Here is a 16,803-nt window from a genome sequence, read left to right on the forward strand (position 1 = left end):
AAAACATAATATAAATAACCCATGAACACCCTTCCCATGAGAGCCGGCTTTTACACCCTATCCGGTATATTTTCCGCCTTAATAGGCTGGAGTATTAGCCAAATAATCTGGCAAGAAATAGGCGCTTATTTAACGCCATTTATTCCCCAAGGATTTAATCTTCCTCCCTACATAATCTTATTAGTAATTGTCACACCCTGCATAGCTAGTGGAATGATAATTGCCGAAATTTTTATCAGCAACCCTACCCGTTATCAAGCTAATTGGCGAGTTCTTTCTCGCACATCCTTAAAAAAAGTATTTCTTGTTGGTGCATTTCTGGGTTTAGTCCTCAGCATTCTCAACTGGATGCTATTAGCAAGTAACTGGTCTGGAGGTTTTGTCAGAATCATTTCTTGGCTAATTATTGGTGCATTTGCTGGTTTAGCAGAAAGTATTAGTTGGAGTTGGCGAAGTATTGAAGGAACAGGTAATAGAGTCATTCAACGCATTATTCAAAGTACATTATTTGGTGCAGGTGCAGGATTTTTCGCTGCTAGTTTTTGTGAAGGAGTTAACAGAGCATTAGGTCAATATCAAGAACCCTTTGGTTTTTTCTTATTTGGTGCATTATTAGGATTAGGTTTGTCTTTTGCATCCACACCTACTTATCAAGTAGCATTGAGAGCAGGAACAGGTTTTGAAGCTAAAAAGAAACCCCGCAGTCGAAAAGCTGCAAATACTCAAATCCAAACTATTCATACCAGTCCAACACAAATACTTAGACCGGCTTTAAATAATCAATCTTTAAAATTTATTCCCGATGATGATTACAAACATATTGAAGAAGGTGTTTCTATTCAATTACCAGCAAAAACTAAGAAACCTTTAATCATTGGTTCAGGTGACGACGCGGATATTTATATTCCTCATTTACCAGAAAGATGTGCATCTTTACAAGTTAATTCTGGTACAGTAATTATTCGTGCTTTAGCTGAAGATGCTGTACGCATTCAACAAAAATTTTTAGCAGAAAGTAAAACTACCACTCTTAAACATAACCAAATTTTAACCCTTTACCATGAACACGATGAAGAAAAATTCTACAGATTCATTTTCTATAACCGCCTTCTTGACCCCCAAGCTTAAATTAGGAATTGTGGCTTTTTTACTGGGATTTCTACCTTTACCAGTTCTTGCTAGTTCTAAAATTGAAGTATCTCCCCGTCCTACAGATGGTGATATTGTCAATTTAAAAGTTAGCGTGGTGAATGATGATAATATTCCCATTGAAGGTCTACAAACATCTGATTTTAAAATAGAAACTGCCAGAATTACAGCTAAAAGCGAAGGTACTCCTATTAATCTCCAATACTCAGAAGTTAATCGGTTGAAATTAATTCCCCCAGGAGAACAATTAACTTCAGATCCCGCTTATGTTGTCATTCTTTTAGATATGAGTGGGAGTATGAAAGTTAAAGATGCTAGTAAAGTTAAAAAAATAGATGGTGCGATTCGTGCGATTCAAGGATTTATTAATTTAGTGCGGGAGAAAAATTTACCTGTACATATTTCTCTAGTACCATTTGGAGAATCTAATAAACCTCAAGATAATTATGAAGTCAACCAAGAAATAATTGCGCGAAACTTATTACCAGCAAATTCACCGGATTTAGATCAAAGAGTAGCTGATTTAGCCTCTTCTCCCACTAATGCAGGAACTAATTTATATGACCCTTTAAAAGAAGCGGTACAATATTTAGGTAACAACTCCCAGGAATTTACCAGAAAAGCAAATGCTAACCGCAATTTAAATAATGATGATGAACCAATTCCGCCGAAATTAGCTGTGATTTTACTATCTGATGGTTATCATAATAGGAATCGAGGTACAGAAGATCAACAATTTGAAAATTTAACAAAAATCTTTCAAAAATATGCTACAGTCAGGGTGTACACTTTAGGCTATGGAGAGTCTTTAAGACAGCTAAGAGATCGTGCTATTAATTGCAACATTCCTTATAGTTTATTAGCGCAAAAAAAAGCAGTTGATTTAATTCAATCCTGTAAACTTTCTTCAGGTGATATCTACAATTATATTGTAGACCAACCCAGATTAAAACAAATTGCCGAATTAACAGGAGGTATTAGTAAATTTCCCCAAGATGCGAATGAAGCGGTAAATAGTTTAGAAACTTTTTTTAAAGCATTACGAGAATATGAAGTGCAATTTAAACAACCCAATGCCATACCAGGAGAAGAATATCAAGTACAAGTTAGTATTAATTCCTCTAGCAGAAAACTGAATTTGAATGCTGAACCTGTAAAGATTAGAATGCCTAATATATCATTTTATAAACTACCTTTAATTCCAGATCGGTTAATTATTCTAGTTTTCACGTTAGGAGTTTTAGGTGGTGGTTTATGGTGGTTTAAAGGTTGGAGCAAACAACTAAAAGATGAAGCTGAACGTTGGATTTAACACAATTAGTAAATTTACTAAATTTACTAAATTTACTAAATTATGATATAAGTTGGGTTGCGCTTTGCTTAACCCAACCTACAGAAGACTACAGAAGACCGTTTAACCTAGATTGACTCTAGCCAATAATTGCTCACGCGACAACTGAGATAAATTAAGTAATAAATCAGTTCTTTCTGCAAGAGAAAGTTCGATGATAGGAGTGACAACAGCAGATAATTCCTGATCTAAATTACCAAACCGCGCTGTTAATAAACTCTCTACTATTAAACGCAGTCCTTCTTGTAGTCCTTCTTGTCTTCCCGTTTGCAATCCTGTTTGTAGTCCCGTTTGTAGTCCTTCTTCTAATCCCTCTTTACGCCATTCTTCTCTTTGTTTGAGATATGCTGGTGATAAGCTCATAATTAAATCCCTCTCGTCATTACTGATATCATTCTTCACTTCTATATTTTTACGCCAAGATGCTAAAATTTCCACTAGGTAAGTGAGATTCCCTAGTCATACAAAATCTATTAATAATGGTGTTTTCATTATGTCTGAATATACTTTAGTTATCAGAATACCACAAGCAGGAAACAAAGAAATTAGCTACTCTATTAATTTGAATGGACTACATGAAAGCTATCCTGAAGATTATTTTCGTCAAGAAACTCCCCGATTTAATATTAGTCAAACTATTGAAAAACAGTCAGCAAGAAAGATTGAAGCAGCTAACTTATCTATGATTATTGCTAACTGGATTTCTGATATCAAACTTGGTCGTCATAGAACTATAGTTACTCTTGATTTACCATTAGATTCAGCTATTGGATTAGAATCTGTTGTTCCTCCCATTCAAACTATTGCAGCACCAGCTAAACAACCTAGTAAACAACCATTAACACCTCCGAAATCTGTAGTTAACCCAGTGAAAACTCCTAATCCTGTTATTCAAAATACAACTAAAATTAATCCTGCGGAAACACCAGTGGAAACACAAAAAAATTCATCTCCAGATATTCGTACAGATAGCAACAAAGCAGATTTTTAGTAAATTAGAAAAATAGGGAATGTAAAAATATGAAACCTGAATTACCATACAATAAATGTCAGCAAGAATTACAGGATTTATTAAAGTCCCGTTATCCGTTAATTTTCTTGAGAACATCAGAAGAAAGTCGTGCTATTCGTTGTGTGATTGATGCTCATTTAGCCATTCTCAATACTGGAGATATTCAAGATGGAGAATTAGCACAGTGGAGTAGTACAGAAGGTTTTCAACAAAGATTAGAAATTCCCACATCTGCAAATCAAGCAGAATGGAAAAGGATGGGTAATGCACTTGATACAACGGGTAATCCGATTTTACAATCTTTGGATATTTTACAAAGTCGTTTACAAGACCAAGTAAGTAAAAATTCATCTAAACAACATACTTATTTATTACCAGATTGGTCTGTTTTATTACGTCCAGATGACTATTTTATAGCACGAAGATTAAAAGAATTAATAGTAGCAATAGACCAAAAAAGACCTGTAGTAAGAATGTCATTAGTTATCATTGGTGCAGATTGGACTATTCCGACTATTCTTCGCAATATAGTACATATTATAGATTTACCTTTACCTGTAGAAGAAGAACTATATGATAATGTTTTCAGTGTTGCTGTAGAAAAATATGGTTTAGCGGAAGCAGATGCTTGGAGATTAGCAGAACAGGCTCAAGGAATGCCTTTACAAGCGGCTATTTTATCAGCTAAATTATCAACATCTCGCAATTTGTGGACAGATCCAGAAGCTGCTGGACAATTATTATTAGAAGCTAAAAAACAGGAAATTAGAAAAACTGGAGTTTTAGAATATTATGCTCCCTCTGGTCAAGGTTTAAGAGATGTGGGAGGATTAAGTAAAGTCAAAGAATGGATTTATAGTCGAGAGTCTTGGTTTGCTCAAGATTCCCAGCCAGAATTACGTCCGCGTGCTATTTTATTAGAAGGTTTTCCTGGTTGTGGTAAAACATTTATAGCTAGAGCGATCGCTCAACAATGGCGTGTACCGCAGATTAATTTTGAAATTGCTCGCTTACAATCTCGCTGGGTAGGAGAATCAGAAAGTAACACTTTTCAAGCACTCAGAGCAATAGAAGCATCAGCACCAAATATCCTGTTTATGGATGAAATTGAAAAAGCTTTTGCGGGGGTTGGGGGTGATAGTTCAGGAGTTAGTACGAGACAGTTTGGGACATTTTTATCATGGTTAAATGATCACGAATATCCGATCTTTTTCATTGCCACTTCTAATGATAGAGAAAAATTACCTCCCGAATTATTTCGTGCTGGAAGATTTGATGAAATTTTCATAGTTATGCCACCTAACACAGAAGAAAGATATCAGATTTTACAAAAGCGAATTACTGCTTATAAATTACCACCGACTCCATCCTCTATATTAGAATATCTCGTAGATAAAACCGCCGGATATTCAGGAGCAGAATTAGATAAATTAGTTAGAGAAGCTATATATTTGGCGGGATATGGTAACATCCCCACTAAAATTAATTGGGAAAATGCCTTATCCCAAATTAGTCCTCAATATCGTACTCCCAATATGCAACACTTGTTGCGAAAATATTTAAATTTATTAGCAGGTGGTGGTGGTAAACCTGCTTCAGAATTAGAAATGGGTTTTTTAGAGAGTCTAATTCTTGGATCTTAGTTAACGTCAAGTTGCTAAAATTATACGTTCAATTGTTTCAGCTTGAAACTGATGATTTTCATCTAAACAAAAACTATTTAATTCACCTGCTTTACCCTGATTCACTGATACAATAATATAAGAATATTCTGGCCAAGCATAGATTCTATCCCACTCTGAGGGGATAGCGGGATAGTCAGGATGGGAATGAAAAATACCAATTATATTTAAATTGCGGTTTCTCGCTTCCTTTTGTATTTGTAACATGAAAAAGGGAGCGATCGCATATCTTCTTCTGGTACTATATTCTTCCTGGTTTTCTGTAAAATTATCTTTTTCCGTATTCCATACATTTTCTGTAGGTATTACTTCTACAACAGTTTTCACGTCATGACTGAGATAACCCAGTATTAACCCACAACATTCATCAGGGTAGGTTTTTTCAGCATGAAGATTGATACTTTCTAAGTTTTGATCATTAATTTTTAAAATCTTCATAAATCATAGATTCTGTAATTAAGATATTCAAAAGCTAATCTAGCTATTAATTACATATTATTACATATTGTTGCATATTACATAAATTTTACATAGATTTTACATAGATTTTACAGAAAATTAACTTTACCTGTATCAATATCATAAAATGCACCGATAATTTTTAATCTATCTGCGCTGATTAACTGCTCTAAAATGGGTGAACTTCTTTGCATTTTTTCTGTTTGAAATTGAATGTTACTAATGACAGCATCTCTATCATTATTAATATCATTATTATTAATATCATTATTAATATCATTATTAGTATCATTATCTCTCTCTTGATTTTCAGATATTGCTGGTTGAATACCATCAACAATAGTATCAATATTTCCCGGTACTTGTTTGTTTCTGATTGCTGCTGCAACTGCACCACAGTTTTTATGACCTAACACTACAATTAATTGTGTACCTAAGGCTGTGGTAGCATATTCTAAACTACCAATAGCTTCATCACTAGCAATATTACCAGCTACACGCACAACAAATAAATCTCCTAATCCTTGATCAAAAATTAATTCTGGTGGTACGCGAGAATCTGCACATCCTAATATTGCTGCATAGGGATATTGTGTTTCCGAAATTGATTGTAAACGTCTTTTTGTTTGGTTAGGATATCGGCGATTTTGATTGTAAAATCTTTTATTTCCTGCTATTAATCTTTTTTGTGCTTCTGTTGCACTGACTGGGTTAGGATTGGGATTTTTTTGAGGAATGATAATTTCTGAACGGTTATTAATGATTTCATTACAAGCAGTCAGACTACCAATACTTAATGTAGTTAAACCTGCGATTTTTAAGAAGTGACGACGACCTACAAAACCGTTAATTCTACTCATGATTTTATCTCAAATCTGTACTGTTTTTCAAAACATATCAGATTTAATTATGATTCTAGAGTACCAAATTACACGGTTTAAGGGTTATTTAATCTTTTGCTTAAATACCAAACAATAGATTGACAGTATGGACTATACTTACCATCTGCATCTTTGCTACTTAGTTCTTCTAGTTTCTTTTTAATAGCTTCTTGTGACCATGTTTTGTTAGGAAATTTTTTATTTATAGTAGTTTAACTTAAGAATGAGACAAAAAGAGTGTAAGATTGAAGAGAGAAGGTATAGGAGTAGAAATCATGGCTTATAGTTTAGATTTAAGACAAAAAGTAGTAGATTATATAGAAAATGGTGGTAGAGTCACCAAAGCGGCGCAAGTGTTTGGAATAGGAAGAGCGTCAATCTACAGATGGCTGGAGAGAAAGGAACTGGCAGCAACAAAGGTAAAACATCGTCAGCGAACGCTAGATATAAGAGAATTGTCAAAAGATATACAAGAAAATCCAGAAGCTAGATTAAAACAGAGAGCCGAAAAATTCGGCGTAAGTACAACTGCAATTTTTAAGGCACTAAAAAAAATGAAAATAACCAGAAAAAAAAAGAACTACGTTATCGAGAAAGAAGTAGAAAAGAAAGGATAAAATATTATCAGGATTTACGAAAATTAATCAAAATATATGGGAGTAAAAGTTTAGTATTCGTTGATGAATCAGGATTTGAAGAATTTCCAGATTGTATTTATGCTTGGTCAAAAAGAGGGAAAAAGGTTTATGGAGATAGACAAGGAAAGAGGGGAAAAAGAGAAAACTTAGTCGCAGGTAGAAGAAAAGGAAAAAAAGATTTAATCGCACCAATGATATTCACAGGAAGTTTGAATGCGGAAGGTTTTGAAGGCTGGTTATCAATATATTTATTACCATCATTAACCATTACATCAGTTTTGATTATGGATAATGCACCAATTCATCGAAAAACAGTGATTAAACAAATAGTTGAAGATGCAGGTCATCAGGTCATATTCCTCCCTAAGTATTCTCCTGATTTGAACGATATTGAGCATGATTTTAGTGCTTTAAAGAGAGCCAGAATGTATGCTCCTTCAAATACACCCTTAGATGAAATCATCCGTGATTATTGTGCAGCTTAATGTCTCATTCTTAAGTTAAATGACTATAAATTCTTTTTTCCTTGACCTCTATTACCTGAACAAGAAGCTATTAGATTTTTATAGTCTAGTTGTAAATGTGGATTATCAGCTTGAGGTTTATTATGTTCAATTTCCATATTATCTATAGATATTCGTTGCATACAATAGCAACAAATATAACCTTGTTCTGCTAATAATGCCCTTTTTAAAGGTTCTTTTGGACGATAATCATCATAGTTTGCATCCTGTGTCTGACGATATTTTAAAAGACATGGAGGTTCAGCACCTTTAATAATACGTTTCATTCTACTCTGCTTAAAAAGTCAATAAGTGTATAGGCTTGAATCATATCTGGATCATTATTTCCTAATAATTCAGATAATTTTTGTAATTCTAGTTTCGCTGCTTCTAAGTTATCATTATCTATCATTTTAAAACATTCGTCTATTCTCTCTTGCATTTTCACAGGTCTTTTTTCTACACCCATAACTTCAAACAGAATTGAATTACTATCTCTACCAAATGTGTGGGGCGTAAATTCTAAAACTTTTCCATCTTCTAAAATAAATACGTTTTCTCTGTTTACTCCACTCAAAACTTGAGGTGAATGAGTAGTAACAATAAATTGACAGTTGGGAAATGTTCTTCTAAAACTAGGAATGACTATTCTTTGCCATTGAGGATGTAAGTGTAAATCTATTTCATCAATTAATATTATTCCTGTTCCGGTTTGCAGTATTTCTGAAGGATCAGTAATACTAGGATTTAAAATTGCTAACCTTCTGGCAATGTCAACTACTATCATCAATAAGGTTTTTTCACCATCGGAAAGTTGCTCTAGTTTAAAAATTTCACCATTTTTTTCGATAACTAATGAAGGACTATTAAGACGATGACTACTTAACTCTTTACTACTACTTACACGAGCAATATGAAGGTTTACGAATTGGCTATTGGGGAAAGATTCTAAAAATATTTCTATAGCTTTTCTAACAATTTCAAGGTTGCTATTTCTAAAGCTATTATTTTCTCTTAATCGAATTTCATTTTCATATTCCTCTTCTTCTTTAAACCAATAAAAAAAATCTTTAAAATCGTTGATATTGTTTGAAAATGACGATTTATAAGCATCAAATTGATTAGGTTTACTAATAACTCTTTTTCCAAAACCAGAGTTTATAACTATTCGCTGTGTTTGATAATAAACTAATAATGGTAATTTATGTACGTGAGAAACATACTGATTAATTTCTGTTTTCTTTGTTATAGATTTAAATTCATTTCTATCTCTGGAAATATCCCAAGACATTTTTATATCTGAGTAAATTACAATGCGAATAGATTGTTGTGTTCTATGTGCATTTATATTTATATCATCCTCTGTTAAATCAAAATCTAACTTTTTGTAAGGTTTCTTGGGCAGTAATTCAAATATAAATCTTGACAAAAGTATAGCAATACTATCTAAAATAGATGATTTACCTGAACCATTAGATCCAATGAAAACAGCTAAATCTGGAGGAAGTTTCAATTTCAGTTCTTGAAAACCTCGAAAATTCTGTAAATGTAATTTTTCAATGTGCATAGTTCTGACTCCTGACTCCTGACTCTTTATTTAATGTCCTCCCGCACCTAAATATAATTCTCCCACTTTTGGATCATTCAATAATTCTCTCCCAGGTCCAGACATTGCATCACGTCCTGATTCTAACACATACCCTGTATCAGCCATTTCTAAAGCTTTTCTAGCATTTTGTTCTACTAAAACTATCGCAGTACCAGCTTGATTAATTTGTTTGATTTGTTCAAATACCTGTGTTACCAAAATCGGAGATAAAGCCGCGGAAGGTTCATCTAATAATAATAAACTAGGTTCTAACATTAAAGCTTTACCCATCGCTAACATTTGTCTTTCTCCACCTGATAAAGTTCCTGCACGTTGACGACGGCGATCGCTCAATCTGGGAAACATTGCAAATATATTATCCTTCAAAGGTTTCAGGGGAACATTCCGCACAAAAGCCCCCATTTCTAAATTTTCTTCTATTGTTAATGATGAAAAAACGTTGGCAATTTGCGGAACATAACACATTCCCTTTTTCACAATTTGATCGGATTTTAAACCATTAATTTTTTCCCCTTTAAAGGTAATCGTACCTGTGTGGGGTGTCAAAAGTCCAAAAATTGTTTTTGCTAACGTAGATTTACCAGCACCATTAGGGCCAATTACAGTTACTAATTCTCCTCGTTCAACTCGAAAATTAATACCCTGCAATATATCGACATCTTTAATATATCCAGCATGGACATTTTCAACTTCTAATAAATAGTTATTAGTCATAAGAAATAGGGAATAGGGAATAGGGAATAGGGAACAGGGAATAGGTAATAGGTAATAGGTAATAGGTAATAGGTAATAGGTAAAGTTTTTTCCCAATCACCAATCACCAATCACCAATCACCTATTCTGAAATTTTCTGCAATTCAGGGCGTTCTTCTGCTAAAATTGCGTTTTCTACTGGGCAAACTTGTAAACAGATGCCACAGTCGATACAGGTAGCAAAGTCTATCCAGTACCAATCTGTACCTTTAATGTTTTTACCTGGTCCTTCATGAATACAAGCTACAGGACAAGCACTTACGCAGTCAGCAACCCCTTCACAAACTTCCGTTACTATTGTATGTGGCATTTTCTCGTTCCCCTCTCTTGATTGAATCAGCAGTTTCTAAGTTAACAATTTGTAATATTAACGCAAGTAATCAGCTTTCAGTGATCAGCTTTCAGCTTTTATTAATCAACGAATAACAGGAAAAGAACCGCAAAGGTAAAGATTAACATTAGCTGACGGCTGATAGCTAACGGCTGATGGCTGTATTACCTGTTAACTAACTGCTTCAATTGTGGGTGTACCATCAGAGTTAATCCAGGCTATTTGGGCGATAGAGCGATCGCGTGCATAGTTCCGAATTGCTTCGGCATCCCTTCCCCCCAAATCCATTTCTACCCGCACTAAATGGGCAGAATCTCGTAATTTTTGGGCATAAGCAAAAGCAGCAGCATCAGCATTTTGATCTTCTGGAACTACTAACCAGTTACTTGCAGGAATACTTTGCGGTAATTGCTGACTCGATGCTAAAACTTGGTATAAATCATCAATGCTTAATTCAAAACCAATCCCAGGAATATTTTGCCCTTGGGGATGATATAGCCCTAAAAGTTGGTCATAACGACCACCACGCCCTAAAACTAACGCCTGACCTTCAGTATCACTAACTACTTCAAACACAATTCCTGTGTAGTAGTCAATAGTTTGAATCAAGCTGAGATCCAGAATCAAAGAAAATTTACCTTCTGATTCCAGTAATTCTACCAGGGATTTCAGGTTATTTACCGCTGCTTGTTGGTCAGCATCTAAATTTAAACTGCTGACTTTTTGCAGCACATCAGCACTTTTACCACGTAAATCTAACATGATTCTAGCGCGTTGGTGCAATTCTTCACTCAGAGGTAAAGTATCGAGAGTTACACGATCTAAATTAGCGATCGCATTTCTCACTTCACTTCTGATATTAGCCGGAAAAGCATCCAGCAGAGATTTAGTAATTCCCGCCTCACCTAAAATCAACTGCCATCCACGCAAATATAAAGCTTCTAAACAATTAGCTACCAACAAAAGCACTTCTGCATTTGCCAGTAACCCGTCCGCACCCAGCAACTCCACCCCAGCTTGATAATACTCCTGCTGCTGATTATGGCGCTTTTCCCAGTTGCGGCGAAATACATTAGCATTGTAATACAACCGTTGGGGATAGGCTGCTTCAGCCATGCGAGTAACTACAGTCCGAGCAATAGAAGCGGTGAGTTCTGGACGCAAACCCAATTCCTCATCTTGCCCATTTTGTAATTGTATGACCTTATGGCGCTGAATTGCTTCACCTGCCATCAGCGTATCCATCCGTTCCAGCGTTGAGGTGATAATCCTGTGATATCCCCAACGATGAAAAACCTGTTGTAATCTATCTTCAATCCAGCGTTTTTGAGCCACATCCAAGGGTAATAAATCCCTAGCTCCCGCTGCTGGTTGATACACCATTATTTTTTCTTCCCACCAAACAAACCACCGAACAAACCACCATTTCTAGACTTATCGGGTTGGGTATCTCCATTATTGGCAGGTTTCCTTCCCTGATGAGTACAAGATTGATTTTCTAAAACTTTATCAAGTTTAGGCTTCCATTCCAAAGCTAATTTGTCATTTGGATCTAATTTCAGGGCATTTTCAAAGTAAATTTTAGCCATTTTTAGCTGATTTTGCCGTAAATATATCATTGCCAACTTAGGACTTGCTCTTTTTCATGACTTTTGATCACAGCAGCACTATCTGGGTGCAAGCGACGGGCAATTTTCAGATAACGTTTGCGAACTTCACCTGCACTCGCATCAACTGGAACACACAAAACTGCGTGATGATCTATAAAATCATATTTAAATAATTCGCCATCTATTTTGATAGACATATAGAAATATTGCAACCTAGCAGCAATTTTTTATAGTTTACCCTGTCAGTAATATTGAGTTAACAACTACTCACCTATTTTCCTCATCTTACCAAGCTGACAAAGGCGAAATTTGCATTAGTTTCTGACTCAGACTGTTATGAATATAACCGTTAGTAGCCAAAATTCTCCCAGAATCAATTTGTAAATCTCCACCATTATAAGCTGTCACCTGACCCCCAGCTTCCTGAACTAAAATTATACCAGCAGCAATATCCCAAGGTGCAATACCTCTTTCCCAATAACCATCCACACGGCCACAGGCAACATAAGCTAAATCTAGAGAAGCAGAACCGCCACGCCTTACGCCTTGGGTAAGATGGGTAAGATGACAAAATTCTGCATAGTTATTATCCTTGGTTTCCCTGCGGTCATAAGCAAATCCTGTTACTAACAAACTTTTACTCAGTTCAGAAGTTTGAGAAACCTTGATAGGTCTGCGGTTGCGTGTTGCACCTAAACCAGCAGCAGCCCGGAATAATTCATTATGGAAAGGATCATAAATTACACCGACTTTTGGCACTCCCTGAATAAACAAACCAATGGAAACAGCAAAACAGGGATATTGATGGGCGTAGTTAGTTGTACCATCTAGAGGGTCAATAGCCCAGAGATATTCACTGGTTTGATTTCCCAATTTTCCTGATTCTTCCGCGAGGATGGAATGTTGGGGAAAGTGACGGTTGATAATTTCCAAAATCACTTTTTCAGAAGCTTTATCAGCAGCGGTAACTAAATCACCAGGTCTGCCTTTTTCGGTAATAGCATCCTCTACTTTACCTAAATAATCTTGCAAAACCACACCAGCAGATAAGGCAGCTTCGGTAGCGATATCGAGAAAAATTTGTAAGTTAGTCATGAGAAGGAGTTCAAGAAGTCAGGAGTCAGGAGTTCTGGGAGTTCTAGGAGTTCAGGAGTTCAGGAGTTCTAGGAGTTCTAGGAGATGGGAAGGATTAATAACCCAATCACCAATCACCAATCACCAATCACCAATCACTTATTCATCCGCCGATATTCACCAGGAGTTTGACGCATGGCGTTTTCTGGGTTCCAGATACCTTGTCCCATCAGTCTTGCCCAAAGTTGGGCATTTTCTAAGCGTTGATTGTATTTGTGATTAGGCGATCGCCCCACAAATAGAGCATACCCTTGTTTGATCACTTGTTCATTCAAAAACACCTGATCTTTCCACCCATAAGCCCAGATTTGCCCAAACCTGTTTTTGGTTTCCAGGTCAAACTCTAACTTGAGAGATTTTTTCCCGCCATCACCATCATTAATTAACTTTTCTAAAAGTGCTTTAGCATCCTCGCCCCAAGGACGCTGACGTAAATCAGGCGCATCTAAACCGATTAAGCGGACTTGGGAAGTTATATTTGGTTGTTCTCCCAATCCCAGCACTTCTAAAGTTTGTCCGCTGACAACCCGCGCTACTGTGACTACTGTGGGTATGTTTGCTGGCTGATTTTTGCCTTGACAACTGACCAACAACAACAAACAAGATAAAATTGCTACTTTTTGCGCCCAAATACCCAAATAGGATACTAATACGGCAATTTTAGCCTGTAAGTAGCTGCACCTTGGGACAATCTTCATTGTTTATTATTTGCCTCTAATCTTCATCTAAAGGTAAACCCGCTTTGACTTTGCCTTTACCAAAAAAGCGCCCAAATTGAAGTTCATAAACTTCGTCTTCGTCTTGTGTTTCTACTTCTAAATCAGAACGAGCATAACTCACACACAACAAAGCGTAACCTTGTCGGCGTAAATCTGGGGATAAACCAATAGCTTCTGGTTGGTAAATTTCTCCTGAGATTACCCTGACAGCGCAAGTTGTACAAGCCCCATTCCGGCAAGAAAAAGGCAGTTCTATGCCATGATTTTCCCCTGTATGCAGAATATAACGGTCTTCTGGAACTTGCAGGGTATGTGATACGCCTGTTTGGCGGTTGTGAACTTTGACTGTATGGGTCTGAACCATCTTGATTTTTGCTAGAGAATGTGAGATTGTAGATTTATTGTAAAAATCTTTGATCTAATCATTGCATTTTTTACAAGTTTGGTTTAGAATGAAAATTCATGACACCTGGAGAGGTGGCCGAGTGGTTTAAGGCGCAGACCTGGAAAGTCTGTTTGGGGGAAACTTCAACGAGGGTTCGAATCCCTCCTTCTCCGTTTTTTTTCAAGATAATGACCAATGAATTTAAGTATATTATTTTTCATAAACCCTACGGTGTCCTGAGTCAATTTACCCAAGAATCTCCTAAACACATTACCCTGAAAGACTATATTGATGTGCCTGATGTTTATCCTGTGGGGCGTTTAGACTGGGACAGTGAAGGTTTATTGTTGTTAACTAATCATGGACAGTTACAGCATCGTCTTGCTAACCCCCGGTTTGGGCATAAACGCACCTACTGGGTGCAGGTAGAAAACATTCCTGATGCAGAAGCTATCCAAAAACTATGCACAGGAATAGAAATTCAAGATTACCGAACTCGCCCCGCCCAAGTTAAACTATTTTCAGAAGAACCTATAGTGAGTGAGCGCAACCCCCCGATTAGATTTAGGAAAAATATTCCTACAGCTTGGCTGGAAATGACTCTCACAGAAGGGAAAAACCGCCAGGTGCGACGCATGACTGCTGCGGTAGGATTTCCCACTTTAAGATTAATCAGGGTGAGTATTGCTCACTTACAATTAACTGGTTTACAACTAGGTGAATGGCGCAACCTTACACCCTCAGAAATCCAAGGTTTGAAAAAGTCACGAATTTAACTAATTAGACCTCTCTGAAAAAGAATGTAGAGATGTTGTATGCAACGTCTCTACAAGGTTTAGGGTGCGGAAGGTGGGTTGAATGCTAACGCTTAGTGTGCTGTAAGCATAAAAGTTTAGATGATCGGGAAATCAGGTAAAATGGCAAAATGTCATGAAAAATCCATCATCCAAATATAACTATAATTCTAAGGTTATCCCCATTCTGAACACGATCGCACTAAGTGAACTGTTTTAGCGGGGGGAATGAAGTTAAAAATAAGTAGGTTAAAGAAACGGGGAAACTAACGTGAGTTCTGGATTTGATTACGATTTAGTGATTATTGGCGCAGGTGTAGGTGGACATGGCGCAGCCCTACACGCTGCTCATTATGGTCTGAAAACAGCGATTATTGAAGCTGGAGATATGGGAGGAACCTGTGTTAACAGAGGTTGTATTCCTTCCAAAGCTTTGTTAGCTGCTTCTGGTAAGGTGCGGGAGTTACGTAACGCCCACCATCTCAAGTCTTTGGGGATTCAAATTGGTGGTGTAGAATTTGAACGAGAATCGATCGCTAATCATGCTAATAATCTTGTCTCGAAAATTCAAGGTGACTTAACCAACAGTCTCAAACGTCTGGGAGTCGATATTATCCGGGGGTGGGGAAAAATCGCTGGTTCACAGAAAGTCAGCGTGATGACGGATAGTGGTGACAAAACTATCACTGCTCAAAATATTATTCTTTCTCCTGGTTCTGTTCCCTTTGTTCCTCCCGGAATAGAAATAGACGGTAAAACAGTCTTTACCAGTGACCAAGGTGTAAAATTAGAATCTCTGCCTCAGTGGATCGCTATTATTGGTAGTGGTTACATCGGTTTAGAATTTTCTGATGTTTACACTGCTTTGGGTTGTGAAGTTACCATGATTGAAGCCCTGGATGTGTTAATGCCAGGATTTGATCGGGATATTGCTAAACTGGCAGAAAGAGTTTTAATTACTCCCCGTGATATTGAAACTAAGGTCGGAATATACGCTAAAAGGGTAATTCCTGGTTCTCCTGTTGTCATTGAGTTAGCAAACTTCCAAACAAAAGAAGATTTAGAAGTTTTAGAAGTTGATGCTTGTTTAGTAGCTACAGGTCGCATCCCCACTACTAAAAATCTCGGTTTAGAATCTGTGGGTGTAGAACTGGATAAACGGAATTTTATCCCTGTAAATGATGGCATGGAGGTGCTGTCAGCAGGTGAAGTAGTTCCTAACCTCTATGCCATTGGTGATGCTAACGGTAAAATGATGTTGGCTCATGCCGCTTCGGCTCAAGGTATCATTGCTGTAGAAAATATCCTGGGTAAAAACAAAACGGTAGACTATCGTAGTATTCCCGCAGCAGCTTTTACCCATCCAGAAGTGAGTTATGTGGGTTTAACAGAAACAGCAGCCCAAGAATTAGGTTTAGCAGAAGGGTTTGAAATTGCTACCAGTAAGAGTTACTTTAAAGGTAATTCTAAAGCTTTGGCAGAAAACGAAGCCGATGGTATTGCTAAAGTAATTTATCGTTCAGATACAGGTGAGGTGTTAGGTGTGCATATTTTCGGCGCACACGCTTCCAGTTTAATTCACGAAGCATCCGCCGCAGTTGCTAACCGTCAATCTGTAAAAGATTTGGCTTATTTGGTTCACGCCCATCCTACACTATCAGAAGTGTTAGATGAAGCCTACAAACGAGCGATCGCTAGTTAGGTGATTGGTGATTGGTGATTGGTGATTGGGAAATTAATCCTTTAAAATCTGTGCTTACTTTGATGGAAAAGAATAAATCTTCCCAGTCCCC

General features: G+C 36.7%; 19 protein-coding genes, 1 tRNA gene and 1 pseudogene. 8 read left to right on the forward strand and 13 right to left on the reverse strand.

Annotated features, from left to right (window positions below; genetic code table 11):
• Nucleotides 1-21: 21 nt before the first annotated feature.
• Nucleotides 22-1,128, forward strand: a complete 1,107-nt coding sequence (locus FFR48_RS08620) for a voltage-gated chloride channel family protein (protein WP_137667079.1) — start codon at nt 22-24, stop codon at nt 1,126-1,128.
• 10 nt (nt 1,129-1,138) lie between these two features.
• Nucleotides 1,139-2,461, forward strand: coding sequence for a vWA domain-containing protein (locus FFR48_RS08625; protein ID WP_162501863.1), 1,323 nt, complete (start codon nt 1,139-1,141; stop codon nt 2,459-2,461).
• Nucleotides 2,462-2,563: 102 nt separating this feature from the next.
• On the opposite strand, the gene FFR48_RS08630 is transcribed toward FFR48_RS08625, so the two are convergent.
• Nucleotides 2,564-2,938 carry an RpnC/YadD family protein gene (locus FFR48_RS08630; protein ID WP_236104032.1) on the reverse strand — a complete coding sequence of 125 codons (375 nt, stop codon included), beginning with the start codon at nt 2,936-2,938 and terminating at the stop codon, nt 2,564-2,566.
• 55 nt (nt 2,939-2,993) lie between these two features.
• On the opposite strand from FFR48_RS08630, the gene FFR48_RS08635 reads away from it, so the two are divergent.
• On the forward strand, nt 2,994-3,491 hold the full coding sequence (locus FFR48_RS08635) for a hypothetical protein (protein WP_137667081.1): 498 nt from the start codon (nt 2,994-2,996) through the stop codon (nt 3,489-3,491).
• A 29-nt stretch (nt 3,492-3,520) separates the two neighbouring features.
• Nucleotides 3,521-5,155 (forward strand): AAA family ATPase, encoded by a 1,635-nt coding sequence (locus FFR48_RS08640; protein WP_137667082.1) that lies wholly within the window; start codon nt 3,521-3,523, stop codon nt 5,153-5,155.
• A 6-nt stretch (nt 5,156-5,161) separates the two neighbouring features.
• On the opposite strand, the gene FFR48_RS08645 is transcribed toward FFR48_RS08640, so the two are convergent.
• Both FFR48_RS08645 and FFR48_RS08650 read right to left on the reverse strand, forming a co-directional pair.
• On the reverse strand, nt 5,162-5,632 hold the full coding sequence (locus tag FFR48_RS08645) for a M67 family metallopeptidase (protein ID WP_137667083.1): 471 nt from the start codon (nt 5,630-5,632) through the stop codon (nt 5,162-5,164).
• A gap of 110 nt (nt 5,633-5,742) precedes the next feature.
• Nucleotides 5,743-6,513, reverse strand: a complete 771-nt coding sequence (locus FFR48_RS08650) for a carbonic anhydrase (protein ID WP_137667084.1) — start codon at nt 6,511-6,513, stop codon at nt 5,743-5,745.
• A 296-nt stretch (nt 6,514-6,809) separates the two neighbouring features.
• On the opposite strand from FFR48_RS08650, the pseudogene FFR48_RS08655 reads away from it, so the two are divergent.
• Nucleotides 6,810-7,657 (forward strand): annotated as a pseudogene (locus FFR48_RS08655) (IS630 family transposase).
• A gap of 23 nt (nt 7,658-7,680) precedes the next feature.
• Here FFR48_RS08655 and FFR48_RS08660 read toward each other — a convergent pair.
• The 10 genes from FFR48_RS08660 to FFR48_RS08700 all read right to left on the reverse strand — a co-directional run bounded on the left by FFR48_RS08660 (nt 7,681) and on the right by FFR48_RS08700 (nt 14,195).
• The gene (locus FFR48_RS08660; RefSeq protein WP_137667085.1) at nt 7,681-7,962 is read right to left on the reverse strand and encodes a retron system putative HNH endonuclease; all 282 of its coding nucleotides are present in this window, start codon (nt 7,960-7,962) and stop codon (nt 7,681-7,683) included.
• Entirely contained in the window at nt 7,959-9,242 is a 1,284-nt protein-coding gene (locus FFR48_RS08665) for an AAA family ATPase (protein ID WP_137667086.1), read from the reverse strand. The genes FFR48_RS08660 and FFR48_RS08665 overlap by 4 nt, the downstream gene beginning before the upstream one ends.
• A 30-nt stretch (nt 9,243-9,272) precedes the next feature.
• Entirely contained in the window at nt 9,273-9,998 is a 726-nt protein-coding gene (locus FFR48_RS08670; protein WP_096566453.1) for an ABC transporter ATP-binding protein, read from the reverse strand.
• Between the two features lie 121 nt (nt 9,999-10,119).
• Nucleotides 10,120-10,347, reverse strand: a complete 228-nt coding sequence (locus FFR48_RS08675; protein ID WP_096566455.1) for a ferredoxin family protein — start codon at nt 10,345-10,347, stop codon at nt 10,120-10,122.
• A 192-nt stretch (nt 10,348-10,539) separates the two neighbouring features.
• The gene (locus tag FFR48_RS08680; RefSeq protein ID WP_137667087.1) at nt 10,540-11,751 is read right to left on the reverse strand and encodes an ATP phosphoribosyltransferase regulatory subunit; all 1,212 of its coding nucleotides are present in this window, start codon (nt 11,749-11,751) and stop codon (nt 10,540-10,542) included.
• Complete coding sequence (locus tag FFR48_RS30540; protein ID WP_371851433.1) at nt 11,751-11,957, reverse strand: hypothetical protein; 207 nt, start codon at nt 11,955-11,957, stop codon at nt 11,751-11,753. The genes FFR48_RS08680 and FFR48_RS30540 overlap by 1 nt, the downstream gene beginning before the upstream one ends.
• A gap of 26 nt (nt 11,958-11,983) precedes the next feature.
• Nucleotides 11,984-12,175, reverse strand: coding sequence for a J domain-containing protein (locus tag FFR48_RS30545; RefSeq protein ID WP_371851434.1), 192 nt, complete (start codon nt 12,173-12,175; stop codon nt 11,984-11,986).
• Nucleotides 12,176-12,263: 88 nt separating this feature from the next.
• Nucleotides 12,264-13,073 (reverse strand): inositol monophosphatase family protein, encoded by an 810-nt coding sequence (locus FFR48_RS08690; RefSeq protein ID WP_137667088.1) that lies wholly within the window; start codon nt 13,071-13,073, stop codon nt 12,264-12,266.
• Nucleotides 13,074-13,207: 134 nt separating this feature from the next.
• Nucleotides 13,208-13,810 carry a thermonuclease family protein gene (locus FFR48_RS08695; RefSeq protein ID WP_137667089.1) on the reverse strand — a complete coding sequence of 201 codons (603 nt, stop codon included), beginning with the start codon at nt 13,808-13,810 and terminating at the stop codon, nt 13,208-13,210.
• Nucleotides 13,811-13,826: 16 nt separating this feature from the next.
• A complete protein-coding gene (locus FFR48_RS08700; RefSeq protein ID WP_096566463.1) occupies nt 13,827-14,195 on the reverse strand; it encodes a 2Fe-2S iron-sulfur cluster-binding protein in 369 nt (122 codons plus the stop codon).
• 107 nt (nt 14,196-14,302) lie between these two features.
• Here FFR48_RS08700 and FFR48_RS08705 point away from each other — a divergent pair.
• The 3 genes from FFR48_RS08705 to lpdA all read left to right on the forward strand — a co-directional run bounded on the left by FFR48_RS08705 (nt 14,303) and on the right by lpdA (nt 16,712).
• Nucleotides 14,303-14,389, forward strand: a tRNA-Ser gene (locus FFR48_RS08705).
• 15 nt (nt 14,390-14,404) lie between these two features.
• Entirely contained in the window at nt 14,405-14,992 is a 588-nt protein-coding gene (locus tag FFR48_RS08710) for an rRNA large subunit pseudouridine synthase E (protein ID WP_096566465.1), read from the forward strand.
• A gap of 289 nt (nt 14,993-15,281) precedes the next feature.
• Nucleotides 15,282-16,712, forward strand: a complete 1,431-nt coding sequence (gene lpdA, locus FFR48_RS08715; RefSeq protein ID WP_137667090.1) for a dihydrolipoyl dehydrogenase — start codon at nt 15,282-15,284, stop codon at nt 16,710-16,712.
• Nucleotides 16,713-16,803 lie beyond the last annotated feature (91 nt).

Origin of the sequence: Sphaerospermopsis reniformis, from assembly GCF_005402885.1 — a bacterium.
GTDB lineage: Bacteria > Cyanobacteriota > Cyanobacteriia > Cyanobacteriales > Nostocaceae > Sphaerospermopsis > Sphaerospermopsis kisseleviana.